The organism is Psychrosphaera algicola (assembly GCF_028401425.1).
GTDB classification, from domain to species: domain Bacteria; phylum Pseudomonadota; class Gammaproteobacteria; order Enterobacterales; family Alteromonadaceae; genus Psychrosphaera; species Psychrosphaera algicola.
The window spans coordinates 3,424,477-3,451,131 of sequence record NZ_JAQOMS010000002.1; the positions used below are offsets into that span (position 1 = coordinate 3,424,477).

Here is a 26,655-nt window from a genome sequence, read left to right on the forward strand (position 1 = left end):
ATAAATTATAATGTCTTCTAATCCCTCACCCGGAGTAAATAATGACTCGTCAGAAAAAAGTAGAAAAGTTGGTCAAATTGGGATCAGAAAGCAAGAAACCCGTCCCGCAGATAAAAAAGAATCGGGCAGAAAAAAACGCATAAGGGTCAGAAATCAGGCTCGCGTAATAGTCTAGTTGATGGCAAAGTTGCTAACTCTGCTAATACAGCCGGTTCTGGGAAAAAGCTAAATAAGAAATTGGGTAGTAAAATCAAAATTGATTTAGTGCCTAAAAACCAGTTAAAGAAGTGGAAGTGGTTCACGGTGTACCAGGTGTTAAACTTGAAAAAATTCAACCAATCACATTAACGCCAGCAGAGGAATTTGCTGCGCTGGAAAATGATGAGCTACTTATAGCACTTGCCGAACGTGTTGAAGCAGGTGAATTGTTGACAGGAAAGGACGCAAAGTACTTTAACCGCAATATGAATCGTTACGACGAACTCGCTGAGAAGCTTGGACTTGTAGACGATATTGATGACGAAGATGAATACGACGAAGAAGAGTACGTAGACCCATTAGAATCGCTTGGCGGTGATGAGTGGAGTGATTTAATGGATAAGGATAAGTAAGCTTACTATGTGGTATGCAGTAATCGCAGTAGCCGTTTTAGTGGTAATTGGTTTGGCATATTATGCCGGACAGTTGTTATGGCAGGTACAAGAGCAAAAAAGCAACAACAAGCTAAACTTGAGAAGCGTAAAACCTATCTAACAGATAGCATCAAACATATTGCTTTGGCAATGCAGGCTGAGCAATGTGAATATTCTGAAGGAGTGTTGCGAATATGGGTTTTGCTTGAGCATTATAAGCGAGACGCTCAGCTCGATGCAGACTATTACACCTTATACCCAGGTTTTGCAGGTCTATATGAAATTATTAAAGATATGCCAACACATGAAGCTCGTAAAAAGCTGACTAAAAAAGAAATGGCTAAAATGGATATGACCCGTTGGCAAGCAGAGCAACAACTAGAGTCGCAAATTACCGAAGATTTAACTAAAATCATTGAAGAATTTGCAAGTTAATTTCAATTTTCTAATTGATCCTAAAAAGCAGTATTTTGGATAAATACTGCTTTTTACATTTAAGAATCAAAAAAACTGCAAACCAAGCGAAACTAAGCGAAACCAAGCCCAAGCCCAAACCCAAACCCAAACCCAAACCCAAACCAAAGCCCAAAGCCCAAAGCGCCTCCAGCTTTATTTATACCCTTTTAAAGTTGTAGTCTGCTTATTCACTTAACAACTTTAATTTATGTCTCAGACCAACGCTAGAGGGCGATTAGAAAGACGGTTTCTCATCAACTACTTGCTATGCAACTTATTTTTTGCGGCAAGCTCAATAATAGTCAACTTCAATTGGTTAAAATCGACTGGTTTTGCGACGTGTGAATCCATACCATTTAATAGGTAATGATCGACGTCTTTCTTCATAACGTTAGCGGTTAATGCAATTATTGGAATCGAAGCTTGTTTTTTATTGTCTAGGGCTCGTATGAATTTTGCCGCCTCGATCCCGTCCATTATCGGCATGTGAATATCCATTAAGATGACATCAAATGTGTCTGACTTAACTAGGGTATCGATACATTCTTGCCCATTATTAACAATGGTTATATTGGCCTTAGCGTTGGTCAACATAGTTTTTATAACAATTTGATTAATTGGGTTGTCTTCTGCAACTAATATATTAAAACCAATTAGCGTTTTACTGTCGGTAATAAGTTGAGCATCAACTTCCGTATCATTAACCGCGCCTTTTATGGCATAAAATAATTTTGATTCTAAACATGGTTTTTGCAAAATCGACTTTATCGGAAGATCTGTTGAAGCACTTTCTATTATTGATAGGTCATAGGATGAAATAACGATAAATTTAGGCAGCTTTTTAAGCTGTAATGCTAATATGGCTTCAATAATTTGTTTGCCATCCATCTCAGGTAGAGTCCAATCTAATAAAACAGCATCGTAAGGATCTGGGTTATTAGATAAATGCGCTGACAGCATCTTTACCATTGTCAAAGCTTGTCACTACAGCATTCATTTTTGTTAAATGAAGTTGCAAAACATCTAATGCTAATGGGTTATCGTCAACCACTAATAGTTTTAAAGGTGGCTCATAACTCTCATCTAAACCATCGACAATAATAATATTTTTATTTTGGCGAAACACCATAGAAGCAGTAAATGTACTGCCAACACCATATTCACTTTTAACGGTGATTTCACCACCCATTAACTGACACAATCGTTGACTAATAGCCAAGCCTAAACCCGTGCCGCCAAAATTACGCGTTGTTGATGTATCTGCTTGGGTAAACGCGACAAAAAGTCCTTTACGCTGTTCAGGTGTCAGTCCAATACCAGTATCAACAACTTCAAATCGAAGTGTAATGTCACTACTGCTGTCTGTCGGATCGACAAGTTCCATATATATATTGACCGTAACATTGCCTTTGTTGGTAAATTTAATTGCGTTAGAACAGAGATTTAACAGGACTTGATTGGTCCGGACGATATCTCCTAATAGATCCGGCTTTATGTCGCTCAAAATATTAATATTAAAATCTATGCCTTTTTCTTTTGCATTTTCATTGAGGGAATTATGAATAAAGTCGATCAATTTATAGATGGAAAAAGGGACTGATTCGATTGCAATATTGCCCGATTCAATCTTAGAGAAATCCAAAATATCATTAATAACAGTCATCAAGTGATTAACTGAGGTGTCCATCTGCTTGATAAAATTACTCTGTTGTTTTGTTAATTCGGTTTCCAATAGAAGTTGAGAAAAGCCATATATACCGTTTAACGGTGTTCTAATTTCATGACTCATATTGGCAAGAAACTCAGATTTTATTTGTGCAGACTTCTCTGCATAGGTAACTGCCGATTCCAGTTGGACATTCTGATCATGCAGTTGCTCCGTTTTGACTTTAACTAATTGAGTCAATTTTGTTCGCTGATTCAAAATTTGAAAAATGAGCAAGGCAACTAGTGCAGACAAGGCGATGCCGGCAACCAAAATGCTCCTCAGAAGTTCAATTGATGTGTCTTCAAGTGAAACTTTTGGCAATATGATCAATTGCCATTGGCTACCTTCTACGTTTATTGTGCTTTGAAAACTTAATGGCGGCAGTTCAGTAGAGCTACGCTCGGATGCTGGGGTAAACTGTTTTTGTGGGTATTGGTAACAATTTCCGTTTTGGTCGAGGATCCTGTAATTAAATTGGTCTAAAGACTGTTGAATTACGTTATTGCCAAAAATATCTTCAATATGCTGGCTTGATACAATTATCCCTTCAAAAGTAGTGCTACCGTTTTCTTGCTTTTTTATAATCGGTTGCATATGTAAAAAGAAAGGTTTTGAAATAAGGCCTAGTAAAGGTCCGGAAATACTACTGATGTAAGGTTGTTGGTTTTCTATTACGCGAAAAAACCTTGGGCCTACAGGCGACTGTGGCCTTATATTACGACCATAAAAATGGTTCTGTGTTGGCTGTGGAAATGTGTATTGAACGAAGTTTAGTCGATTTTGATGGGTACTCGGAGGGGTGACAACGTTGCCATCAATAAGATCAAAAATAGCAAAGTCTGAAAATTGTGGTTGTGGGTTTTCTTTTATCTTGGCGATTGTTTCTTCTTTTTGGTCTAAATCTATAGACCGCAGAACAGAAAGCCTTCTACCGGCTGGAAACGTGGGATAAACACTTTCGATGAAATTGGAAAACTCGACATAATTTACCCAATTGGAAGATGCAAATAGATTGGCAACAGATGTAACTTGAAAAAAGATCGATTAAACTCTGAGGATATATCTCTAGCTCGCAAGTTTGCCTGTGATTGAAATTCGACATTTGCATTCATACGCTCTTGAGCTTGCTTTAAATCATAGAGATAAAAAGTACTAGCAAGGCCCAATAAAAAGACAATTAGCGTCAATATTTTTGAGGAATGTTTTTGTAAATTAAAGTATTTCATTTAGCATTCTAATCAAATAAGTATTCAAGTGTTATTCCAATTGTTTTAGGGTGGCTTTGCGCGCATAGCCTTACCAATTCGGTAGACGTGCCCGGGACAGTCGCACGTTCACTACAAAATTGTTCATCAGTTAAGTTTTTTACCCACAAATTTAACTGGTACTGTCTGTCATGGCCAAAGGAATAATTTACATTGGTATTTAGCAATGTGACGGCCGGCTCTGAAAAGTTTGCTTGCCAAATCGTGCTATTTTCACCAGCCAATGCATGGATATGTTGTTCGGCATAACTTAAGTGTAGCCGCAATTCTAATTCACTTTGAGAAAATTCAATTGTTTTCTCAATTGAGCCATTTAATGTTAATTCTGGCGCATTTGTTAGTTTGTTGCCAGCAACAACTTGGTTCTGAAACCCCACCTGTTGACTCTGCGGTAAATGGCTCACATCTAACTTAGCATCAGTCACTTCAGTATCTAACCAACCGATACCTAATTTAGCCTGTAAATTGGCGGCAATCAGCCAGTCAACTTCTACCTCAGCACCCGTTGACTTAGCTTCAGGTAAGTTAACGAGCGACGCATAAAGCTCCGCCGGATTACCTGGATTATACACTAGGTAAAACTGATAATTCTGCCAGTTGTTGGTAAAAACTGCGCCGTTAATCCGCAATCTATTGTTTAAAAACTGCGACTTCCACCCAGCTTCTAGCGTAATTAGTGTTTCAGGGAGAACGACTTTATCGAGTAATTTGTTGAATGTTATGGTTGTCGGGTTAGAATTTACCGCGCCCATTTTGAACCCCGCGAAATTGAGGCGTATAACAAAGTGTCATCAATTATTTGATAATCAAGCGCCAGTTTGCCACCCCATTCGGAAAATGACTCATCAATATTTGCAGAGCCACCGTAGCCATTGTTCGCGATTACAAATTGGTTTAATTCTTTAAACCCAACATAATCTTGATAAATATTAAAGTTAGGATTACCTAAACTGTACCAACCCAAAGTACCTAGTGGAAAAGGGTTAGCGGGATCATCCATCATCATACCAGCGGAATTCACAGTAGGTGCTAACCCTTGATGGGTCCAGCGATAGCCGCCGGTAAACTGTAGTTTTTCCGTCAAAGATTGTGAGTATTGGCCATAAATTGATGTGGTTGTTGTATTGGTTTCTACAATTGCGGCTCTATCAAATAAAGGGCCCCCTCCAGCATCATCGATTGCGTCGTCTGGTCGGCCTTGAGTGCCGGGGTCAATATAAGCGGCCTGTGCTAGGTCGCCTGTATCTTTATTGAAGGCCAAACCAACCAACCAAGCGGATTTTTGATTGGTCGATAGCAGTTGAAATTCATAGGATAAATTATTGGTGTCCGTTGAGTTATAAGTGAGGGCTTGGAAAATCGCTGAAGGTATATTTTGTGATCCCCAGTCATCCATGCGCTCAGATTCAACGGTTTCAAACGATGTAATTGAGTTAAATTCCATTGAACTAAGTTGCCAATTAAGTTTGAAATATCCACCAAAGGCGGTGATGTCATTTCTTGGGTCGATAATACGTGACTGATTGTAAGCTAAGTCAATATTATCTATATCGATTGTGGGTTGTTCGTCTGTGCCTGAAACCAGCGTCTTCACGGCGGATATTTGATCCTGTGCACCGCCGTAAATACTCATATCTAGCTGAATATTTTGACTAAATTGATGTCGAAGATGTGCTCGAAACCCTTGTTTATTAACGTCGTTATACTCAGTATTATTACCAAGTTGTTTACTGGTCACTTGGCCGTCTGCGGTGTGATTAAAGAAGGACAGCCTAAGTCCTGTTGTGTCGTTTATAAATATATCGCTTGCGATATCAAAAAATCGACGATTAAAACTGCCGATGGAAAGCCTAGCAAAGCCGTTTAAGTCGGATTCAAGTTGAGGGGACGTGGACATAAATTTAATTGCCCCCCAGTTGTATTTTTACCATAAAGGGTGTTTTGTGGGCCACGTAATACTTCAACGCGTTCAATATCATTTAATGTAAATGCCGCTAACATCGGGTTGTTAATTGCTACGTCATCAATATAAAGGCCAACAGCAGAAACCGAGGACAAATTAAAATCATCAAGCCCTATGCCACGAATAAAATAATTATGCATGCCACTGATCGCTCGGGTGGTATTTACATTTGGGATTAATTCCGCAATATCTTGGGATTGAGTGATCGACATTTTAGTCAGTTGAGCGCGGCTCAAAGTCGTAATTGAAATTGGCACTTGCTGCACCGATTCCACTCGTTTTTGGGCTGTTACTTCAATATGTTCCAGTTCGTGTTTATCCACAGCGTGAATGACATTGCAAAAAAACAATGCAGGGCAAGCAATGACGTGACGAATTCTCATGTGCGAAAAAATCCTAGAAAATTATGAATATAAAGTATAGTTGACATTAGCAGAATAGTAAGTTGATTTGATATCCAATAATATAAAATATCTAAACTAAACAACAATTTAGATATTTTATTATCGAATTTAAAATTACAGTGAGGGCAAACAAATTAGATAAAATGACACATAAGTGTTATTGATTAGCGACAATTCTATTTCTGCCTGTGTCTTTTGCTTCGTAAAGTAGCTCGTCAGCCCGATTGATTAATTGGTCAAGGCTAGCAAATACTCCGCAAGTTAAGCCGATGCTTATTGTACAAGACACATTTTGACCATTGGCATTGATCGACATCGCAGCAAGCTCAAGCCTCAAGTCTTCCAATAAATCTTCCGCTTCATCTATAGGCATTGAGCCAAAGTGGACACTAAACTCTTCGCCACCTAATCGTGCAACGAGTTGTCCAGAAAAGTGTTTGGCGAGTAGGCTGGAAACTTCTTTTAGTACAACATCGCCAACTTCGTGTCCGTAGTTGTCATTTATCGATTTAAAAAAGTCGATATCTAACATTGCTAAAGTTTGATTCTCTTTTGATTTAACTAAGTGTGCCAAAGACTCAAAAAAGTATCTTCGATTATACAAAGCCGTTAAAAAGTCGGTATTGGCTTGTCGGGTGATGGTTTCGATATTTTCAATATATTCAATATTTTGCTGAACACGGCAATAAAACTCTTCAGGACAAAATGGTTTTTTCAAAAAGTCATTTGCACCATTTTTAATGAACTTTGCCGTTAACGACGGATTGTCAGCGCCAGAAATACCAATGATGCTAATTTCATCTTTATTGTGTATTGCTCTGATCTCGTTACAAAGCTCTAGGCCGTTCATATTTGGCATTTCTTTATCAGTAATTACAAGCTTAATGTCGGGATTGGCTTTGAGTTGTTCTAATGCTTTTGAACCACTATTTGCGGTTAACACTTTGTAGTTATGTCGCACTAACAATCGACGTAAAAAGCTAAGTGCGCTTTGAGAATCGTCTACGACAAGCACTTTAACTCTTTCGTTTTTTGGAGTCTTAAAATTAGATTGTGCAAATAATTGTAGGCTTGTTTACTTTCCTTGGTGATGTAATCAATGATTGGCAATTTCAGCATTTTGTCGCGAATGTCATCATCTAACATACCGGTCATAACAATGCCGGGAACTTTGTTCTCAAGTAGATAATGAATTGCTTCGCCATCCGGCGCGTCCGGCAGACTGTAGTCTATTATTGCGCAAAAGAACTCATTCAGAGCAACTTTGAGGTTTTTGAGCTCTTCAAACGTTGTTGCAGTTACAGGTTCAAATCCCGCCTTTTTAACTAAAAAAGAATGCAACTGAATAATAGGTAAACTGTCTTCGACGATTAATATTTTGTTCATAGACTTAATAATTTTTACTACGCTAAGTTAGAGTTAAGCACTATAAAAAGAGAACAGCAAGGCGAAGACAAGATTAGATTGTATCGGCAGGGCAATTTCTTTTATGCGTAACCGTAAAGGTTTTTTCCCCAAGCCATCGAGTCATTAACTGTTCGGCTTCTTTGGGAGATTCTAATACTATGTGCTTTGCAATATTTGCCGCGGTTGGAATAAGCTCTGCATCGCGCTCTATATCGGCAATTTTAAAGTCGGCGAGGCCTGTTTGTTTTGTTCCTAATATTTCCCCGGCACCACGTATTTCCAAATCCTTTTGCGCAATGACAAAGCCATCATTAGATTCGCGCAAAACGGCTAATCGTTTTTGTGCCGTCTGAGTTAAAGGCGGGTTATATAACAAAACACAGTGCGACTTTAACGCACCGCGGCCAACTCGGCCACGTAATTGGTGTAATTGCGCTAACCCTAAGCGTTCAGGGTTTTCAATTATCATTAAACTGGCATTCGGAACGTCAACGCCAACTTCAATAACGGTTGTTGCAACTAGTAGGTTGATTGCCCCTGCTTTAAACTGCTCCATTACGTGCTGTTTTTCGTCCGCTTTCATTCTTCCGTGGACAAGACCTACGGTTAGATTTGACAAGGCTTGTTGCAACTCGATAGCAATTTCTTCAGCAGCTTGGCATTGCAAAACTTCACTTTCTTCAATCAGAGTACAGACCCAATAAGCCTGTTGCCCGGTTGTTTTGCACACTTCTTCCACCCTCGAAATAACGCTATCGCGCTTCGTATTAGGCATTGCTACAGTCGTAACCGGAGTTCGCCCCGGTGGTAACTCGTCAATAACCGAACAATCTAAATCGGCGTAGGCCGTCATTGCTAGCGTTCGTGGAATTGGGGTTGCGGTCATTACTAATTGATGCGGAAAGTAAGTATGACCTGCATCGTGCCAAACGCCTTTATTTCTAAGTTCAAGTCGTTGGTGAACACCAAAGCGATGTTGTTCATCAATGATGATCATGGATAGTTGGTGAAACTCAACACTGTCTTGAAATATCGCGTGGGTCCCAATGATCATTTTAGCCTGACCATTGCCAATCACTTCTAATGCGAGTTTTTTTCAGTCGCTTTTGCCTTACCCGCAATCCACGCGACTTCGATGCCAAGAGGCGCAAACCAATTGCGGAAATTGATCCAATGTTGTTCAGCCAATATTTCAGTGGGGGCCATTAAGGCGACTTGATGACCTTGTTGAATAACACTTAAAGCTGCAAGGGCGGCGACTAACGTTTTACCCGATCCAACATCGCCTTGTACAAGTCGTAACATTGGTTGCGGAAGCGCGAGATCCGCTTTAATTTGCGCAACAACTCGTTGTTGAGCGCCGGTTGGCGTAAAGGGTAATGTCGCAATAAATTGATTGTGCAGTGCATCGTTTGGCGTAAATTTGGTGGCTTTATCTGCCTGAACCTTTCGCTTGAGCGACAACATACTAATTTGGTGACTCACCAATTCCTCTAGCGCTAGACGTTGTTGTGCTGGGTGAATGCCGTCTTCTAACAAGTGATAAGGCGTGTCTACGGGTGGTCGATGGCAAAGTTCGAGTGCTTGTTTGATGGTAAATGAAAATGGCATCAAGCTTGGTTCAATAAGCTCTGTCACTTGATACTTTTGCAAACGTAGAAGGGCTTGTTCAGTGATCATGCGCAAAGTTGCTTGTTTTACCCCTCGGTTGTGGGGTAAATTGGCGTCAACGTTTCTTCTAATTCAATAGGCGCGTCAGGGGTTATGGACTTATATTCTGGATGTATAATTTCAGGGCCACTGCGGCCACCTTTAATTTCGCCAAAACATTTTAACCACGTGCCGGGTTCGAGCTGATTTTTTTGTGCTGCACTAAAATTGAAAAATCGTAACGTCATGCCACCCGTTTTATCGGCAATTTTAACCAATAACATGCGTTTACGACCAAACTGAATTTGGCTATTGATCACCTCGCCCACAACAGAAACATGAGTCCCTACAACTGTATTTGAAATGGGGACTATGCGGCTACGGTCTTCGTAACGGATCGGGAGATGGAATAGGGCATCTTCAATTGAGTAGATATGGATCTTCGTTAGTTTTTCAGCAACTTTAGGCCCTATGCCTTTTAATGTCGTTACTGGAACAGATGCTAACGAAGAAATACGCATCGTTAATTACGCTTATCAGGCATTGGTAAAGGATCGAGTTCAAACTGCTGATCGCTATGGGTAAAGTCCACACGTTTCGATTTTTGTTCCGGGCTCAATAATGCAAAACGTTGCTTCAACGTTTGATACCAATCTGGGTCTGCTGCAATTTGGCCGTATTCATCTAGTGGGGGATATGGCGTTTGTGTGCGAACACATAACTCGGCATAAATTGGATGCCCACCTTCGAACAACATTTGATGACGAATCGATTTGTCGATTCGCGACTGGTTGTACATTCCCGCTTCTCGACGTTGCCGTTGTGCTTCGTACATTATTAATGCGCCTGCAACACTGACATTGAGTGATTCAACCATGCCATACATAGGCACAACAATATGGTGGTCGGCCATTTCTAATGCCTGTTCAGAAATGCCATCCCGCTCTTGTCCTAAGATCAGTGCCGTCGGTTTTGTATAGTCGATATCACGAAAATCCACTGCTTTATCAGACAAGTTAGTTGCAAGTACTTGCATGCCTTGTTGCTTAAACTGATTAATCGCTGTTGTGGTATCAGGCTGTTCGGTTACTTTCACCCACTTTTGGCTACCAGAGGCACGGCCACCACTAAGCCACCGACTTTCGGTCGTATAAATCGCATGGATATTGTGGATGCCGACGGCATCCGCCGTACGAATTATAGCTGATAAGTTATGGGTTTTATGGACCTGCTCCATACATACGGTTAAATCTGTCTGGCGTTTATCGAGCAGATCAGTGATCCGTTTAAATCTTTCTGGGGTCATAGGAGGATTAGCAGTCTGCTAATTCTAGAATACCGTCGATTTCAATTTGTACGCCTTTTGGCAAAGCAGATACCTGAACCGCGGCTCTTGCTGGGAAAGGTTCAGCAACAAATTTGGCCATGATTTCATTTACTTTCGCAAACTGACCTAAATCGGTTAGAAAGATATTGAGCTTAACTGCGTCACCAAGTGAACTGCCGGCTGCTTCACAAACCGCGGCTAAGTTTTTAAAAACTTGCTCTGCTTGTTGTTCAAAATCTTCAGAGATCACTTCCATTGTTTCTGGTACCAACGGAATTTGACCTGACAAATATACTGTTGTGCCCGTTTTAATCGCTTGATTGTACGTGCCAATCGCCGCTGGTGCGTTGTCTGTACTGATAACTACTCGAGTCATGTTCGTTCCTTATTTATTTTCTACTGATGCGTTGAACATCTGGCATCGTTCTAAGTTTTTTAATCAATCGGGCTAAGTGGATACGGTCTTTGACCGTTACATCGGCGGTGATCACATATAAATTGGAATCTTTTTCTTCAGTGTTGATGTGTTCAACATTGGAATTACTCTTAGAAATCAAGTGAGTGACTTTCGCTAGCGCGCCCTGATGATTGATTAATTCAATTTTAAGTGTCGTGACATATTCACGGTCGGTATTTGTATCCCACTTCACTTTAAAGAATTTTGCGGGTTCTTTTTCCCAATGACGACAGTTCGGGCAGTCTTCGCGATGAATGGTAAGCCCTTTGCCTTGTGACACGTGCGCAACAATCTCATCACCGAATATAGGGTGACAACATTTACTATACGTGACCAACATGCCGTGAGCGCCGGCAATTGGAGTATGATCTTTTGCCATTGTTTCGTCGTCTTGCTCGTCAGAATTTAGCAAACGGTTACAAACACTTAGCCCCATCAAATTACCTAAACCAATTTCTCGGTACAGATCATCCATTGATTTTAAATGCAGATCTTTTAATAGCTGTATTTTGTTATCTTCTTCAATATCTTCGATATTGAGTTCGCCCAATGCTGAATTTAGCAGACGTTTGCCTAAATTAATGGCTTCGTTACGACGTTGGTGCTTGAGGTAATTTCTGATCCCCAAGCGCGCTTTGGCGGTTGTTACAAAGTTGAGCCAAGTGGCATTCGGCTTACCGTTTTTGGAGGTCATAACCTCAACAGTTTGGCCAGAATCTAATGCTTTACTTAACGGATGATGTTTGCGGTCAACTTTAGCGCCGATACATGTATTACCGACATCGGTATGTACACTGTAGGCAAAATCTACAGGCGTTGCCCCCATAGGTAATTCATGAATTTTACCATCAGGAGTAAAGACATAAATTTCTTCAGGGAATAAATCTGTTTTTACGTTTTCAATAAATTCAAATGACGAACCTGCGCTTTGCTGCAACTCTAATAAGCTTTGCATCCATTGGCGCGCACGTTGTTGCGATGTATTGCCGGTGGTTTCACCTTCACCTTTATATGCCCAATGTGCTGCAACACCTCGGTCAGCTAACTGATCCATCTCACTTGTACGAATTTGTATTTCAATTGGAATGCCATGAGGACCAACCAAAGAGGTATGCAGTGACTGATAACCATTGGTTTTTGGGATCGCAATATAGTCTTTAAAACGAGTTTCAATAGGTTTATAAAGATTATGCATTACGCCGATGACACGGTAACACGTGTCGATGTCGTTAACGACAATTCGGAAGGCATAAATGTCCATGACTTCGTTGAACATCAATTCTTTGTTCAACATTTTCCGATAAATACTAAATAAATGTTTTTCGCGACCCAGCACATTACCAGCAATCCCAACTTCTTGGAGTCGGGTTTCAATTTCTTCCTGAATATTCTGAATGATTTCTTTACGATTGCCGCGGGCTTGTTTTACCGCAGCGGATAAGGCCCGCGCACGCATTGGATACAGGGCTTGAAAACCAAGATTTTCCAATTCGTTTTTAAATTCGTGAATACCCAAGCGATTAGCAATTGGCGCGTAGATTTCTAAAGTTTCTTTGGCGATGCGACGTTTTTTCTCAGGTTTTAGTGATCCTAAGGTACGCATGTTGTGCGTTCTGTCTGCCAATTTAATTAATATGACTCGAATATCTTGAGTCATCGCCATGATCATTTTTCGAAAATTTTCGGCTTGGAATTCTTTTTTGTCTTTAAAATGAAGTTTGTCGAGTTTAGAAACACCTTCAACTAAATCGGCAATGGTATCGCCAAATTCGCCAGCTAACTCTTCTTTGGTTACTGGTGTATCTTCGATAACATCGTGCATTAACGCTGCGGCTAATGTTTCATGATCAAGACGCATGTCTGCAAGTAGCACTGTGACAGCCACAGGGTGGGTGATATATGGATCGCCACTCGAACGCATTTGGCCTTCGTGCGCATCTCGCGCAACAACATAGGCACGCTGAATGATTTTAACTTGCTCGGTCGGCAAGTATTCGCAGATCTTTTGTTTTAAGCCTTCAAATAAGTACACTAATTAATCAGTTCAAAAAGATGGTGGATGGAATTATTTAAAATATACGATGTTTGAGGGGTAAAGCCAACGTGAAGTTACACGTTGGCGATAAAGTTTTTCTACTATTCGTTACCAACGATAGCGGCAACAGCTGCCATTTCTTCCGCTTCACGAACATGTTCTGCTTCGTTATCTTGCAGATCCATTACTTCGTTTGTGATCAAACCAGCTTCGATTTCACGTAGAGCAGTTACAGTTGGCTTATCTAGACCAGCATCTACTAACGGCTCTTTGCCTCCAGTTGCTAACTGACGCGCGCGGCGTGATGCAACTAAAATCAAATCAAAACGGTTACCAATTTTATCAACAGCGTCTTCTACAGTTACGCGAGCCATTTACAATCTCCAGTTTTACCGCATTTTGCGGATTATTCACTTCAACACTTAACGCAAAAATTGCACTAAGTTAAAAATTTTTTAAGGGGCGTAATATTACACTAAGGTTAGCTTTTAGCCAACAGATCATTTAACAAGGATTGATGTTTAATTTGTTGGTTTGCTTTTCTGCACCGATGTGCGAGTACAACGGACTCCAATTGAGCCAAAGTGGTATCAAAATCATCGTTTATTAAAACAAATCCATATTCGTCATAGTGAGACATTTCGCTTTGCGCTTTGTCCATGCGTTTGGCGATCACGTCTTGTGAATCTTGGCCGCGTTTATTAAGGCGATTTTCCAGTTCAGTTTTTGATGGTGGTAAAATAAACACCGAAATAACTTCGCTCACTAACTTGCGCATCTGCTGCGCGCCTTGCCAATCAATATCCAAAAATACGTCAATGCCTTGGTCAAGTTGATCAATTATCGCTTGTTTAGAGGTGCCATAAAAATTGCCAAATACTTCAGCCCATTCAAAAAACCATTCTGCTCAATAACCGCTTTAAATTCATCTTTATCACAAAAGTGATAGTGAACACCGTCAACTTCACCGGGTCTTGGCGCGCGTGTTGTATGAGACACAGATACTTTCATATCGTCATGTTTTGCTAACAATGCGCTGATCAAACTTGATTTACCCGCACCACTTGGTGAGGAAATGATGAACAAATTACCTTTCATATTACTCGTTCTTTTGAATTGGACTATTTTAAAGCGCGTCAGTATATCATCTATTTAAATGATGAACTTAATTTCCGCCATCGGCTGCTTTGTCAGCGGCTTCTTGCATCTCTTTCATTTTTTCTTCTAGCGCTTTGACGCTCGCTTTAGCTTCATCAAGTGCCTGAGCTCGTTCGGTAACATAACCAACAAGTGGATTATCTACCGCGGCATCCGCTAATGGTTCTGCTTTTTCTAACAACATTTTAGCCGACTCTGGCATGTTATCCTGTGCTTCAGCCCAAAGCGGCTCAATATAAGGTTTTACATAACCATTAATATCGACTTTTAAACCGTATTGAAGAACTAAATATACAACGGCGATTTTCAGAATTAATTTAAACATACGTTTCTCGTTAACAAATTCAGTTAATAGTAATGCATTTAAAGGCCAATTTGTGCCAAATGCAAGACTGAAAAGAAATTTGGGGGTGAATAATATCACATTCACTTTTTAGCGTTAGCGGTCGATAATAGCTAATAAGCTGATCTTTTATCAGAGTTTTAACCAAGTGGATTGCACTAAAACGTATCTTTTGTGTAATCCCTAGATATTTTCTGGAGTCTATCGCAGGCTCAGTTGTGTCATTTTTTAAATAAGCTGTTTGAATTAGTCGACAGTTAATACTTAGATGGTGAAGATGTTTTATGCCGAATAAATTGTTACTGGTCATTCTCCTCGTGATTTTGAGCATTAAGCCACTTGTTGCTGCGCCTTCAGATGTCCCGCGTGACGTCTCCGGCAGCGCTCAAATTGATGTAGATGAAAACAGCACGTTTGTTGCCAATTTTATCATTGATGATGAATTTAATGGCACTAAAACGCTTAGTCTAGAAGGTGAAGATGGCGACTTATTCGACTTAAATTCAGGCCAGCTAACGTTTTCCCAAGCCCCAAATTATGAGCAGCCCGGCGACAATACCCACAATAATGTTTACAGCTTGAGGGTAAATGCAAGGGACAGCCAGGAAATCCGTCAGCCATAGACATTCAAATCATCGTTATTAATGTGAATGAAGCACCCGTGATTTCAATCAACAACAACTATTCGGCCTATGAAGACACCAATTTTAGTTTTGGTTTAGCGGCAAGTGATGAAGACGGCGACGAATTTACGTTTTCAATTGCTGGTGCAGACGCCGAGTTGTTTTTGTTGTCGGAGGACTTTCAGGTCACGCCGATATTCACCTTAAACTTTGAACAACCACAGGACCAAGACGCGAATAATGATTATGAGCTGATTGTTTTAGCTGAAGATATAAATGGCAATGTTGGGCAATTAGCCGTTAACTTTTCGGTCTTAAACCGCCAAGAATTAGGGTATTTCACAGGTCTTGCACCTATTGTTATTTACGAAGTTGACGCCAGCAATGGTGAAAGCTCGCCACTGTTTAAAAGTCTTACTTGGGTTGAGCCCGACGCACAATTTGCTGGTCAAGTTTTGACAATTTGGGGCCACTTACCGGAAGACTCAATTGTATTGGAAAGTGATCTGTCCGCAGAATTAACTGTGTTGTCGCAAACCGGTCAGGTCATTTATATGGGGGAAATTGTTGCCCAAATCACACCGAGCAAAAAAGGCGAAGCGGGTGCACCGTTAGAAATTACCTTTAATGAGTTTACGACGCCAGACGCTGCAAATGTCATTTTGTCGGCCATTAGCTATCGCAATAGTGCAATTTTACCGGTCGAAAGTCGTTTGATTTATTTTGAGTTAGTGGACCAAAACAACAAAGTTATTAGGCTCATAAACAGTTTAGATATGATTGAAAATGATCAGTATCAGCCAAGCTTTACATTAACAAATGACTCGAACACTCATTTAACTGACATAAATGACGACAATTTGGTTGATTTAGTGGTTGGCCAAAGCGATGGACAACTCGCGGTATATATCAACAACGCCAGCGCGATGCTTGACTGGCAAAGTACAGCTAATGGAGCGTTAGCGCAGTTTGATGTTGGATCAGATGCCGTGCCTTTTGCTGCTGATTTAGATAATGATGGTGACAACGACTTGCTCGTGGGAAATCAGTCTGGTTTTTTGAGCTATTTTGAAAATACCACCGACGGTGGGGCACTCACTTTTGTCAGTAAAATTGGCCGAGAAAACCCCGGCCGGTTTATTGACGTTGGCGCTGGGGCCAGACCGACATTAGTCGATGCTGATAATGATTTAGACTTCGACTTGTATATTACCAACAGTGACGGCGAATTATTTTATTACGAAAATACAGGCAGTGTTAGCAATGCCGTATTTGAACTGCAAAACCAAACGTTAATTGACTTAAGTTTAGTGGGCAATGTTTTAGGTTTGGCGTTTGCTGATCTTGATACCGACGGCGACGTTGATCTGCTCGTAGGCAGCGACTCAGGTCGACTGATTTATTATAAAAACCTCGGCACGGTAACCCAGCCCTTATTTAAATCCGAAGGATTGTTGAACCCATTTAACTAGGGGCAATTTGAAGGCAATGTCTTCCCGCATTTTACCGATGTTGACGGCGATCAAGACCTAGATGTTCTGGTGCAAAGTTCAGCCTCATATTTCGATGTGTTTGATAATCAATCAGGTCTTACAGTAAACGTCGTCAAACGTGACAATACGGTGCCTGTTTTTGTGCCAGCCGAAGAAGTGAATTTGGTGAGCAATGTCAAATACCTGTTAATCGCTGAAGTCTCCGATCCCGAAGACGATCCGATAACATTTCAATGGCAACAGCTTAGTGGTCCAGACGCTAATATTTTACGGCAATTAGGACAAGAGTTAGAGTTTGTTGCGCCAAGTGTTGACGAACATCAAGTCTTGCAATTTAAGTTGGTGGCGAGTGATGGGCGATCTTTGGCAGAGCAATTATATGACATCAATGTATTTCCTATCGGCACTAATATTCCGGGGTATAACCTTCCGACAATCGAGCTAGGAGAGACACTAACAGCGCGACCTTGGCGAACAAGTGTGGTTAGCTGGGGTAATTTTTGATGCCGATGATGATGAGTTAGTCTTTAATTGGTTGCAAGCCACGGGGCCGTCAGTGGAACTTATTGATGATGATACGTTAACGCCCAGTTTTATTGCGCCTGAAAGTGACGAATCTGTGTTGCTGAAATTTCGATTGGTTGTAAATGATGGTCAGTTTACCGTTTACAAAGATGTAACTGTTGTGGTCGACGTTGTTGTTGAAACCCCAGATGAAGAAACACCCGACGAGGCAGACGAAAAGGATGACTCAAGCCCTAAATTTGGATTAAGTTTGTCGATAGGTTATTTGATATTTGCCTTAGGGATTGTCGGATTTAGACGACGTTGGAGCGCGCTGGTTGCTATTTCGACCAAATAAACTGGTGTTGATATTTTACTAATTGAAATAGCCAGTTTATCCATTAATACATAACTAAACGGAAAAACCGTACTGGATTGTTAAAACAGTACGGTTTTTTTGTGTTCTTTGATTAGTCCGCGATTACCACTGAAGGGTTACGCAGTGACTTGGCTGCTTTTACCATGTTTTCTAATGCCGGTTTTACTTCTTCCCACCGACGGGTTTTTAGTCCGCAATCGGGATTGATCCATATCTGGTCACGGTCAAATATTGTCGTCGCCTTTTTGATCAACGTCTGGATACTTTCCAGCGTTGGGATATTAGGTGAATGAATATCGTAAACCCTAGGGCCAATTTGATTTGGATATTGAAAACGTTCAAAAGTTTGCAACAACTCATTGTCTGAACGAGACGATTCAATCGTAATCACATCGGCGTCCATATGCGCGATTGCATCGATAATGTCATCAAATTCTGAGTAACACATGTGAGTATGTATTTGTGTTGAATTAGCGACATCACGGGCACATAATTTAAATGCATTTACTGACCAGTCTAAGTAGTGCTGCCAGTCATTTTTACGCAGAGGCAATCCTTCTCTTAGTGCCGCTTCATCTATTTGAATTATGTTAATGCCTAATTGCTCCAGCGCCTGTACTTCTTCTTTAACTGCCAACGCAATCTGATAGCAAGTGGTAGATAAGGCTTGATCATCACGAACAAACGACCAGTTCAAAATAGTCACAGGCCCCGTTAACATGCCCTTAACTGGCTTGTTTGTTAACGACTGCGCGTATTCAGCCCACTGCGTTGTTAATGGTTGGCTACGGTAAACATCACCAAATAAAATTGGCGGTTTTACACAACGAGAACCGTAACTTTGTACCCAGCCCAGTTGAGTTTGAGCAAAACCTTCGAGCAACTCACCAAAGTATTCAACCATGTCATTACGCTCAGGTTCGCCGTGCACTAATACGTCGAGGTCTAAATCGGTTTGGTATTGAATAACCGATTCAATTTCCTGCTGCATTTTTGTTACGTATTCAGCGTGGTCGATTTTACCGCGCTTATACTGGTTGCGGGTTTGACGAATATCAGCGGTTTGCGGAAATGACCCTATGGTTGTTGTGGGGAACGCCGGCAGTTTAAGTTTTTGTTGTTGTATCGCTTGTCTTTCGACATGCGGGCTTATTCGATTTAAATGTTGAGTATTGATATTACTTAGGGCGTTTTGCACGTCTTGGTTGGTCACTAAAGGAGAGTGGTGACGACGGAGCAGACTTGTTTCATTATCCTTTAGTTGCTGTGCAACTGCATTGCGGCCTTTGTTTAATGCCAGCGTTAAACATTCTAGTTCGGCAATTTTTTCTTGGCCAAAGGCTAGCCAGTCGATGAGTTCGTCCGCTAATGACGTTTCGTTCGCGAGAGTGACAGGAACGTGCAATAACGAGCAACTTGGCGCTAACCATAGGTTGTCTTGTTTCCATATGGGCAAGAGGTTCTATCGAGTCTAAAATTTTTGTGAGATCAGATTTCCAAATATTTCGTCCATTAATCACGCCAAGAGACAATACTTGGTCAACCGACTGGGATTGCACTAACGATGACGCTTCATCAATGTCATGAGTCACGTCGATGTGAATACCCGCGACTGGTAATGTGGCAACGAGATCGAGATTGGTGCCCAGTGGCCCAAAATAAGTGGTTAACAAAATTTTCAGTGACGATGTTTTTAGAGCATTAAACGCATAGCGATAAGCAAGTTGCCACTCAGGTGATAAATCAACAACTAAAGCGGGTTCGTCAATCTGTACCCATTCAATTCCGTGGCGTTCGATGACCGCAAAGAGTTCTTGGTAGATAGGCAATAATTTGTCTAATAAGGCCAATTTATCACACTGATCTTTGCTTTTTCCTAGATGTAAATAACTGACCGGACCCAAAATCACAGGTTTCACCGTTGAGCCTAATGCTTTGGCCTGATTGATTTGACGAATGAGTTGTTCTGGGTTTAACGAAAACTCAGTGTTTTGATCAAATTCTGGAACGATGTAATGGTAGTTGGTGTCGAACCACTTGGTCATTTCACCTGCTTGCGTGCAGCAATTGTTATGGTTGCGCGCTTTGCCACGGGCTACTTTAAAGTAATTGTCGAGTCTTGAATCATCGTCGTTTTGAGCCCGCTTCGGCACGTTACCTAATAAAAAGCTGGTATCGAGCACGTGGTCGTAAAAAGAAAAATCTCCCACTTGGGTGAAGTTTAAATCTGCCGTTGATTGAATGTTTTGTTGTTGAATCGTATTTGCCGTTAACTGCAGTTCGTCAGCAGTAATGTCGCCACGCCAGTATGATTCAAGTGAAAATTTAAGTTCTCTGTTTGGACCGATCCGTGCCGCGCCCAATAAATGTGATTTAGCCATCTATACCTCTAAATTGAAATGATTTTGAAGTATGGTAGAGTGACTGTTCTATTAATAAAAATGGTTTATTTTCATAAATACATGAAAATGGCTCATGAAATAATTGCATGGAAGATCATGTTAGACCGACATCAACTCGAAATGGTACGCGCCATTGACCACTACGGCACAGTGACTAAGGCATCGGAACACTTATGTTTAACGCAATCGGCATTAAGTCATGCGATTAAAAAGCTCGAACAGCGGGTAGGCGTTCAACTTTGGCGCAAGTCTGGGCGAACCTTATTATTGACCGACGCCGGTGCACATGTTTTACAAGCGGCAAATAAAATACTGCCGCAATTTGAGCGCTTTGAGTCTGAACTTGAGGCACTCAAGCAAGGTTTTGTTGGCTCGTTAAAGTTAGGCATTGAATGTTACCCCTGTTTTCAATGGTTATTGCAAGTGGTATCACCGTATCTCAGCAAATACCAAGACGTCGATGTGGATATAAAAAACGAATTTCAATTTGGTGGCATGGGCGCGTTATTTGCTCATGAAATTGATTTGCTTATCACGCCGGATCCTTTATTGAATAGAGCGATAGAATACATTCCAATTTTTGACTACGAACAGGTTTTAGTGGTCAGTAACCAACATGCCTTTGCCGAGTTAGAGCATATTTTGCCCGAACAACTCGAAGATCAAATTTTGTTTACGTATCCGGTAGAAACCACGCGATTGGATGTCTTTAATCAGTTTTTGTTACCGGCTGGACGCACAGTGAAACAACATAAAACATTAGAAAACACTGAAATGATCCTACAACTGGTTGCGTCAAATCGAGGGGTTGCGGTATTGCCCGATTGGCTGGTGGCCAAAGCTGAAAACAAAGATCAAATAATGTCATTACGGTTAGGAAAAACAGGCCTGCATAAGTCGACCTTTATTGCGGTAAGAAAGGGTGAAACCCAAAGCCGATTTGTCGATGAATTTGTGGCGCTAGCAAAACAACAAAGTGCCTGATAAAGGAACTCTAGCTCGGGTTTTTATGTAAATTGGCAAGCATAGGAAAGCAGACACAAAAATGCCGCGATAAACGCGGCATAAGTTATTTGATAACGTAGAGTCTACCTAACTTAGTCTTCTTTAGGCGCAAACTTAAGCTGCAGTCCCATTAGGAAGTTACGTAATACTTGGTCTTTACAAGGACGGAAATGTTTATGTCCTGCTTTACGGAACAGGGCACTTAGTTCATGTTCGCTGAATCGAAAGTCCGCTAATTCTAAAATTTCCAACATGCCTTTAGATTGCAAATCAAACGCGATTTTTAATTTGCGCAATACAATGTTGTTATTCAAGGTGGTTTCTGCTGCCGGTGATGGGCCTTCACGCTTGCCACGTCGTTCAATAATAAGACCATTTAAGAAGTTGGCAAAAGCTTCATCAGGCAAGCTTTTGTAACGCTCGTCTTCGTCTTTAGCTAACCAGCTAGTTAATTGAGCATTTTCAACTTTGTAACCAACGTGGTCAAAAATTGAAAGCATTTTAGCGTTGTCATAGCTAAGGGTAAATCGAAGTCTTCGAAGAGCGTCGTTATTGGTCATGTTAGGTCGCATTTGTTCAAAATTTTCTCGATTATACTTGGTTTTATTCGGTTTGTCTCAAGCAGCAATGACCCAAATTGAAGATAGTTTGGAAAGACGAAATTTTTACTGAAAAGTTACAGTTAAAAATCCGCTTTTTATCCGTATTTTCAACTGTCCTTTTAACGCTAACTCAGCATAAACAGAAGGGGAAATACTCAATTTGTGGTCTTTATTGTCGATCATATGTCACTAAAAATAAATTAAAATCCATTAAAAACATGAGGTTGAAATTAATTTCAAAATAATGAAAAAAATATTGCACTGAATGTTTTTTGCCTAAAATACCGCCACTTCTTGTTGATAGCCAATCCAAGTACATCGTGAAAAACACGGCTAAGGCAGTTGAGCAACTATCCAAGAGTGACTTTTAATGTTTAGTTATGTTTTGACTCGCTCGCCTCACTTTTGAGGTTTATATATTTGTTTTATTGAAGACGTCTGGAGAATAAAAGAACACTATGTCTATCAACCCAATTGTTACGCCTATTCACGCTCAATCTTTGTCATTTAACCATGTCGATTCTGCTGAAGTTTTAGTTGCCCAATACGGCGCGCCGTTAATGGTGCTTGACTGTGATGTCGTGCGTCAACAATACCGAGCTTTGCAACAAGCGTTGCCAAACGTAGATTTACATTACGCATTAAAACCTTTGCCTCATCCTGCTGTAGTGTCAGCATTGTTAGCGGAAGGTGCATATTTTGATCTGGCGACAAACGGCGAAGTTGACTTAGTTAATTCAGTAGGTGTACCAAGCGATCGCACGATTCAGACTCACCCGATCAAACGTGTAAGCGACATTCAATATGCGCTTGAATACGGTTGTTGTGTATTTGTGGTAGACAACATTAACGAAATCGACAAGTTTGTAGCCTTCAAAGACGACGTTGAGTTACTGGTTCGTGTGAGCTTTCCTAACGCCGATGTTTTAGCCGACTTATCGAAAAAGTTTGGTTGTAAACCAGAACATGCTGTTGCGTTGATTAATCACGCGCACAACTTGGGCATTCGTGTAAAAGGGTTGTCGTTCCATGTTGGTTCGCAAACTCGTTCTGGTGACAAATACGCGACTGCAATCTCACGTTGCGCCGACATTATTGAGCAAGTTACCGAAGCCGGTTTACCAGCCCTTAATACGTTGGACATTGGCGGCGGTTTCCCTGTGCAATACACAGCGGACGTTCTACCAATTAATATCTTTTGTGCGCCAATTCGTGATGCGTTAGCGCAATTACCAGACACAGTTCGTGTGATTGCTGAACCTGGACGTTTTATTGTTGCCCCTGCGGTAACTAATATTGCTTCTGTAATGGGTCAAGCAGAGCGAAACGGCAAAACTTGGTATTACTTAGACGACGGAATTTACGGGTCATTTAGTGGTTTGATGTTTGACGAAGCAAAATACCAAACAACAAGCGTTAAACAGTCTGACGAATTATTCCCAGCTGTGTTAGCCGGTCCTACGTGTGACAGTATCGACGTGATTTCAGAAAACATCATGTTGCCAAAACTAAACAATGGCGATTTGATAGTGAGCACTATGATGGGAGCTTATTGCTCTTGTACGGCAACCGATTTTAACTTCTTTAAACGCGCAGAAATGGTGGTTGTAAACGAACATGCGTTTTCTGAGTCAGCTGTTAGTGCTTAGTTTTTAATGCGCAGAAACATTAAACTGGCGTCGTTGTTCGTTTGATTAGTCAGTAGAGTCTGTATTTTTAAAAAACGCCCGAGATTATGTCTCGGGCGTTTTTGTTGTTGCTATCACATTTATAAAATTAATTGATTAATTGTAATCAAATTACAACTACTTCATAGTATCTATAAGTGCATTATTTTTGTTCAATAGGTTGTAGTTATGAAATCGTCACCCTTTACTCGCCGAGAATTTGTTCGTTATTCATTAATGGCCGCTGGTTATTCCCTAACTGCTGGTAGTTCTTTACTTGCGCCGCTAGTGCATGCGCTAGGCAAAGTCCCAACCAAACTGGACGACGGTGAGTCTATTTTTACCTTGTCGGGAAAAGTAAAAATAAACGGAAAAAAGCTTCTGATTCATCCATTATTACCGCCAACGATACCATTGAAACAGACAGTAACAGTCAACTCATATTTGTGGTTGGTAAAGATGCGCATATTTTACGAGAAAACAGTAAGCTGATTTTAACCGACAATACCTCAAGCTTAGAAGCAGGGTTGCAACTAGCGAAAGGGAAAGTGTTGTCGGTCTTTGGTAAAAGAGGGCAGGGTGAAGGCAGTTTAAAGCTCAAAACCACGACGGCGACAATAGGTATTCGAGGAACCGGGGTTTATTCTGAGTCACACCAAGATCACAGCTATGTATGTACCTGTTATGGTCAAACTGAAATTGCTTCTTTGACCGATCCGAGCAGCTCAGAGATATTGACAACAACACACCATGATGCACCTCGTTATATTTTAAAAGATGGCAAAGCCGGTAGCTTGATTGAAGCTGCACCAATGAAAAACCACACTGATGAAGAACTCATGATCATCGAAGCCTTAGTGGGCCGCGCGCCTCCGTTTTCTTCTTTGATGCAATACAACGCACCGCGCCGGGGTTATTAAAGTGGTGCTAAAGAATGAGATATAAAGTTCATGTTTAAGCGGATTTCAGCAGACCGGCTCTGCATAACTTTGCTGTTATGCTTAGTTACGCTGTGTCATGCATTTACTGCTTTTGAAATACCGCTTATCAGCGCCATCGAAAAATCACTTTACGATACCAGTTTAAAAATCCATTTAACCGACGACACCGACCAACATGTTGCCATCGCTAATATTGATGAAAAAAGCATAGCTGAGCTTGGTCAATGGCCATGGCGCAGGGATGTATTGGCGCAAATGGTCGACACCTTATTTGACCATTATCAAATTAAGGCGTTGGGATTTGATATGGTGTTTGCCGAAGCGTCGGATAATACCGGACAGGAAGTTTTGCAGTTACTTGCCAACAGTGATTTAAAAGATAATTCGACCTTTCAAATGGCATATAACGCATTGCAGCCGCAACTGGATTTTGACTTGGCCTTTGCCACAAGCCTAAAGGGGCGAGATGTCGTAACCGGGTTTGTATTTGAACAAACACCAAAAGACAATGTAAATCGATTACCGCTTCCTATTATGGACCTGACACCTGAAGTTAAACGTAACAACTCATTAGTTGAAGCCTATTCATTTGTTGCCAATTTACCTTTATTGCATGAAGAAGCTTCATACGCCGGATTTTTTGATAATCCATTGTTGGATGACGATGGGGTGTTTCGTCGAGTTCCCTTATTGCAACATATACAAGGTTATGTGTACCCGTCATTGGCACTAGAGCTCGCTCGTTTAGGATTAGGGGCGGATAAAATAGACGTTCATTTTGACCGGTATGAACAACGTTCTTTTGTGAAGTCGGTACGACTAGGTGATCGGATTGTACCCGTGGCTGAAAACGGTGAAATATTAGTGCCTTATCGTGGGTACGAACACAGTTTTCCTTACTTTTCTGTTATCGATATCATTCAACAAACGGCTGATCTTGAAACGTTAAAAGGCAAGGTCGTGCTACTTGGTACTGACGCCGCTGGGTTACTGGATTTGCGAACCACCCCATTTGCCAATACCTACCCAGGTGTTGAAGTTCACGCGAACATCGTTTCCGGCATTATTGAAGATAGAGTAATGCAAGTTCCAGAATTTGCGTTATCGTTTGAAATCACCAGTATTATTACCTGCTCCGTGCTGTTATTGCTCATCATTTCACTTCGAGATCCGCGTTGGCAAATTGTTTCTGTCTTAGTACTTATCGTCGGATTATTAGTGTTAAGCCAAGTGTTTTGGAACAAAGGTTTTGTTATGCCATTAGCGTCGAGCTTATTGCTAACGATTGTATTGTTTGTCACGTTAACCGTGATCAATATGATGACCGAAGCACGACAAAAGTTGTCTATCGTGAAGATGTTTGGGCAGTACGTGCCGCCAGAGTTGGTTGCTCAAATGAGCCGAGAACCTGAGAAATACCATTTGGAAAATACCAATAAAGAACTTACTGTTTTGTTCTCTGACATCCGAAGTTTTACCACAATTTCTGAAAGCCTCTCTCCGGACGAACTATCCGATCTAATGAACCAATATCTAACCGCAATGACTACCGTTATTCACCGCCATAATGGCACTATAGATAAGTACATGGGCGATGCGATAATGGCCTTTTGGGGCGCACCGATTGATACCGAGGAACATGCCCTCTTAGCAGCGCGAGCGGCTATGGATATGGCCGACGAGTTAACCAAACTCAATGTCGACTTTACCGCGCGTGGTTGGCCTGAAATCAAAATAGGGATCGGCCTAAATACCGATACTATGTTTGTGGGCAACATGGGATCAGAGTTTAGGATGGCATATACCGTCATGGGCGACTCGGTCAACCTTGGTTCAAGGCTAGAGGCTTTAACGAAACAGTACGGTGTATTTTGTCTTGTTGGACCTAAAACAGCCCAGCATCTCGCGGAGAATGAATTTTCATTGAGGCAAGTCGATTTTGTAAAAGTGAAGGGTAAAAACGAACCTGTGGCTATTTTCCACATCGACAAAGAAATTGAACCTGAGCTAAATTCAAACTTTGCACAATTTTTAGACGCATATAAACAGCAAAATTGGACAGTTGCGTTAGACTTTATAAAACGCTTCAAGCAAGAAAATAGTATTAATGAAATATTGTTGACCATGTACGAAGACCGCATCCGTCACTTCCAGCAGTACCCACCGGGTGATGGTTGGGATGGCGTGTTTGTGCATACCAGCAAATAGTTACAGACAAATATAAAACGTTTAGG

General features: G+C 41.1%; 24 protein-coding genes and 3 pseudogenes. 10 read left to right on the forward strand and 17 right to left on the reverse strand.

The genetic code is table 11. The features are described 5' to 3' along the window. Positions 1-293 precede the first annotated feature (293 nt). Together PN838_RS18785 and PN838_RS18790 are read left to right on the forward strand one after the other, a co-directional pair. Entirely contained in the window at positions 294-611 is a 318-nt protein-coding gene (locus tag PN838_RS18785; RefSeq protein WP_272181627.1) for a GTPase-activating protein, read from the forward strand. A gap of 78 nt (positions 612-689) precedes the next feature. Further along, complete coding sequence (locus tag PN838_RS18790; RefSeq protein WP_334313405.1) at positions 690-1,067, forward strand: DUF2489 domain-containing protein; 378 nt, start codon at positions 690-692, stop codon at positions 1,065-1,067. Positions 1,068-1,346: 279 nt separating this feature from the next. Here PN838_RS18790 and PN838_RS18795 read toward each other — a convergent pair whose 3' ends face one another. The 14 genes and pseudogenes from PN838_RS18795 to PN838_RS18855 all read right to left on the reverse strand — a co-directional run bounded on the left by PN838_RS18795 (position 1,347) and on the right by PN838_RS18855 (position 14,787). Next, positions 1,347-2,057, reverse strand: coding sequence for a response regulator (locus tag PN838_RS18795; protein WP_272181628.1), 711 nt, complete (start codon positions 2,055-2,057; stop codon positions 1,347-1,349). Further along, the gene (locus PN838_RS18800; RefSeq protein ID WP_272181629.1) at positions 2,026-3,390 is read right to left on the reverse strand and encodes an ATP-binding protein; all 1,365 of its coding nucleotides are present in this window, start codon (positions 3,388-3,390) and stop codon (positions 2,026-2,028) included. The genes PN838_RS18795 and PN838_RS18800 overlap by 32 nt, the downstream gene beginning before the upstream one ends. A 640-nt stretch (positions 3,391-4,030) precedes the next feature. After that, the gene (locus PN838_RS18805; protein WP_272181630.1) at positions 4,031-4,813 is read right to left on the reverse strand and encodes a TonB-dependent receptor domain-containing protein; all 783 of its coding nucleotides are present in this window, start codon (positions 4,811-4,813) and stop codon (positions 4,031-4,033) included. Then, a complete protein-coding gene (locus PN838_RS18810; protein ID WP_272181631.1) occupies positions 4,801-5,958 on the reverse strand; it encodes a TonB-dependent receptor domain-containing protein in 1,158 nt (385 codons plus the stop codon). Before PN838_RS18810 ends, PN838_RS18805 begins: the two co-directional genes overlap by 13 nt. After that, on the reverse strand, positions 5,925-6,407 hold the full coding sequence (locus PN838_RS18815) for a TonB-dependent receptor plug domain-containing protein (RefSeq protein WP_272181632.1): 483 nt from the start codon (positions 6,405-6,407) through the stop codon (positions 5,925-5,927). Before PN838_RS18815 ends, PN838_RS18810 begins: the two co-directional genes overlap by 34 nt. 178 nt (positions 6,408-6,585) lie before the next feature. Beyond that, entirely contained in the window at positions 6,586-7,443 is an 858-nt protein-coding gene (locus tag PN838_RS18820) for a diguanylate cyclase (RefSeq protein ID WP_334313406.1), read from the reverse strand. Beyond that, positions 7,431-7,814 carry a response regulator gene (locus PN838_RS26605; protein ID WP_334313407.1) on the reverse strand — a complete coding sequence of 128 codons (384 nt, stop codon included), beginning with the start codon at positions 7,812-7,814 and terminating at the stop codon, positions 7,431-7,433. The genes PN838_RS18820 and PN838_RS26605 overlap by 13 nt, the downstream gene beginning before the upstream one ends. A 73-nt stretch (positions 7,815-7,887) precedes the next feature. Beyond that, positions 7,888-10,006, reverse strand: a pseudogene (gene recG, locus PN838_RS18825) (ATP-dependent DNA helicase RecG). Positions 10,007-10,008: 2 nt separating this feature from the next. Then, positions 10,009-10,791, reverse strand: coding sequence for a tRNA (guanosine(18)-2'-O)-methyltransferase TrmH (gene trmH / locus PN838_RS18830; RefSeq protein WP_215962482.1), 783 nt, complete (start codon positions 10,789-10,791; stop codon positions 10,009-10,011). 7 nt (positions 10,792-10,798) lie between these two features. Continuing rightward, positions 10,799-11,188 (reverse strand): RidA family protein, encoded by a 390-nt coding sequence (locus PN838_RS18835; RefSeq protein ID WP_215962481.1) that lies wholly within the window; start codon positions 11,186-11,188, stop codon positions 10,799-10,801. A 13-nt stretch (positions 11,189-11,201) separates the two neighbouring features. After that, a complete protein-coding gene (gene spoT / locus PN838_RS18840) occupies positions 11,202-13,301 on the reverse strand; it encodes a bifunctional GTP diphosphokinase/guanosine-3',5'-bis pyrophosphate 3'-pyrophosphohydrolase (protein WP_272181633.1) in 2,100 nt (699 codons plus the stop codon). 104 nt (positions 13,302-13,405) lie between these two features. After that, positions 13,406-13,678 (reverse strand): DNA-directed RNA polymerase subunit omega, encoded by a 273-nt coding sequence (rpoZ, locus tag PN838_RS18845; RefSeq protein WP_215962479.1) that lies wholly within the window; start codon positions 13,676-13,678, stop codon positions 13,406-13,408. Positions 13,679-13,785: 107 nt separating this feature from the next. Next, positions 13,786-14,402 (reverse strand): annotated as a pseudogene (gmk, locus tag PN838_RS18850) (guanylate kinase). 67 nt (positions 14,403-14,469) lie between these two features. Then, positions 14,470-14,787, reverse strand: a complete 318-nt coding sequence (locus PN838_RS18855; protein WP_215962477.1) for a hypothetical protein — start codon at positions 14,785-14,787, stop codon at positions 14,470-14,472. A gap of 302 nt (positions 14,788-15,089) precedes the next feature. On the opposite strand from PN838_RS18855, the gene PN838_RS18860 reads away from it, so the two are divergent. The 4 genes from PN838_RS18860 (at position 15,090) to PN838_RS18875 (ending at position 17,783) form a co-directional block, all read left to right on the forward strand. Then, positions 15,090-15,428: a hypothetical protein gene (locus PN838_RS18860; RefSeq protein ID WP_272181634.1), complete on the forward strand. Its 339-nt coding sequence runs from the start codon at positions 15,090-15,092 to the stop codon at positions 15,426-15,428. Positions 15,429-15,451: 23 nt separating this feature from the next. Continuing rightward, positions 15,452-16,900: an FG-GAP repeat domain-containing protein gene (locus tag PN838_RS18865; RefSeq protein ID WP_272181635.1), complete on the forward strand. Its 1,449-nt coding sequence runs from the start codon at positions 15,452-15,454 to the stop codon at positions 16,898-16,900. A gap of 69 nt (positions 16,901-16,969) precedes the next feature. Next, positions 16,970-17,425: a hypothetical protein gene (locus PN838_RS18870; RefSeq protein ID WP_272181636.1), complete on the forward strand. Its 456-nt coding sequence runs from the start codon at positions 16,970-16,972 to the stop codon at positions 17,423-17,425. After that, entirely contained in the window at positions 17,400-17,783 is a 384-nt protein-coding gene (locus PN838_RS18875; RefSeq protein WP_272181637.1) for a hypothetical protein, read from the forward strand. The genes PN838_RS18870 and PN838_RS18875 overlap by 26 nt, the downstream gene beginning before the upstream one ends. Before the next feature lie 112 nt (positions 17,784-17,895). Here PN838_RS18875 and metE read toward each other — a convergent pair whose 3' ends face one another. Together metE and PN838_RS27560 are read right to left on the reverse strand one after the other, a co-directional pair. Further along, on the reverse strand, positions 17,896-19,209 hold the full coding sequence (gene metE, locus PN838_RS27555) for a 5-methyltetrahydropteroyltriglutamate--homocysteine S-methyltransferase (RefSeq protein WP_370661054.1): 1,314 nt from the start codon (positions 19,207-19,209) through the stop codon (positions 17,896-17,898). Positions 19,210-19,312: 103 nt separating this feature from the next. Next, positions 19,313-20,185, reverse strand: a pseudogene (locus PN838_RS27560) (5-methyltetrahydropteroyltriglutamate--homocysteine S-methyltransferase); the annotation flags it as partial. A 39-nt stretch (positions 20,186-20,224) separates the two neighbouring features. On the opposite strand from PN838_RS27560, the gene PN838_RS18885 reads away from it, so the two are divergent. Further along, positions 20,225-21,190 (forward strand): LysR family transcriptional regulator, encoded by a 966-nt coding sequence (locus PN838_RS18885; protein WP_272181638.1) that lies wholly within the window; start codon positions 20,225-20,227, stop codon positions 21,188-21,190. Positions 21,191-21,303: 113 nt separating this feature from the next. Here the strand turns inward: PN838_RS18885 and PN838_RS18890 are convergent, their stop codons facing one another. Beyond that, positions 21,304-21,771 (reverse strand): YehS family protein, encoded by a 468-nt coding sequence (locus PN838_RS18890; protein WP_215962474.1) that lies wholly within the window; start codon positions 21,769-21,771, stop codon positions 21,304-21,306. A 500-nt stretch (positions 21,772-22,271) separates the two neighbouring features. Here PN838_RS18890 and PN838_RS18895 point away from each other — a divergent pair, with 500 nt between their 5' ends. From PN838_RS18895 to PN838_RS18905, 3 genes are all read left to right on the forward strand, one after another. Further along, on the forward strand, positions 22,272-23,462 hold the full coding sequence (locus tag PN838_RS18895; protein ID WP_272181639.1) for a type III PLP-dependent enzyme: 1,191 nt from the start codon (positions 22,272-22,274) through the stop codon (positions 23,460-23,462). Positions 23,463-23,893: 431 nt separating this feature from the next. Next, positions 23,894-24,400: a FecR domain-containing protein gene (locus PN838_RS18900; RefSeq protein ID WP_272182652.1), complete on the forward strand. Its 507-nt coding sequence runs from the start codon at positions 23,894-23,896 to the stop codon at positions 24,398-24,400. Positions 24,401-24,430: 30 nt separating this feature from the next. Continuing rightward, on the forward strand, positions 24,431-26,629 hold the full coding sequence (locus PN838_RS18905) for a CHASE2 domain-containing protein (RefSeq protein WP_272181640.1): 2,199 nt from the start codon (positions 24,431-24,433) through the stop codon (positions 26,627-26,629). Positions 26,630-26,655 lie beyond the last annotated feature (26 nt).

Coding starts and splice junctions, on each gene's coding strand:
- PN838_RS18800 (WP_272181629.1), bottom strand. CDS start 3,390: ATGCAACCGATTATAAAAAAGCAAGAAAACGGTAGCACTACTTTTGAA.
- PN838_RS18855 (WP_215962477.1), bottom strand. CDS start 14,787: ATGTTTAAATTAATTCTGAAAATCGCCGTTGTATATTTAGTTCTTCAA.
- rpoZ (WP_215962479.1), bottom strand. CDS start 13,678: ATGGCTCGCGTAACTGTAGAAGACGCTGTTGATAAAATTGGTAACCGT.
- PN838_RS26605 (WP_334313407.1), bottom strand. CDS start 7,814: ATGAACAAAATATTAATCGTCGAAGACAGTTTACCTATTATTCAGTTG.
- PN838_RS18905 (WP_272181640.1), top strand. CDS start 24,431: ATGTTTAAGCGGATTTCAGCAGACCGGCTCTGCATAACTTTGCTGTTA.
- PN838_RS18860 (WP_272181634.1), top strand. CDS start 15,090: ATGCCGAATAAATTGTTACTGGTCATTCTCCTCGTGATTTTGAGCATT.
- PN838_RS18810 (WP_272181631.1), bottom strand. CDS start 5,958: ATGTCCACGTCCCCTCAACTTGAATCCGACTTAAACGGCTTTGCTAGG.
- PN838_RS18790 (WP_334313405.1), top strand. CDS start 690: ATGGCAGGTACAAGAGCAAAAAAGCAACAACAAGCTAAACTTGAGAAG.
- trmH (WP_215962482.1), bottom strand. CDS start 10,791: ATGACCCCAGAAAGATTTAAACGGATCACTGATCTGCTCGATAAACGC.
- PN838_RS18815 (WP_272181632.1), bottom strand. CDS start 6,407: ATGAGAATTCGTCACGTCATTGCTTGCCCTGCATTGTTTTTTTGCAAT.
- PN838_RS18805 (WP_272181630.1), bottom strand. CDS start 4,813: ATGGGCGCGGTAAATTCTAACCCGACAACCATAACATTCAACAAATTA.
- PN838_RS18890 (WP_215962474.1), bottom strand. CDS start 21,771: ATGACCAATAACGACGCTCTTCGAAGACTTCGATTTACCCTTAGCTAT.
- PN838_RS18895 (WP_272181639.1), top strand. CDS start 22,272: ATGTCTATCAACCCAATTGTTACGCCTATTCACGCTCAATCTTTGTCA.
- PN838_RS18835 (WP_215962481.1), bottom strand. CDS start 11,188: ATGACTCGAGTAGTTATCAGTACAGACAACGCACCAGCGGCGATTGGC.
- PN838_RS18795 (WP_272181628.1), bottom strand. CDS start 2,057: ATGGTAAAGATGCTGTCAGCGCATTTATCTAATAACCCAGATCCTTAC.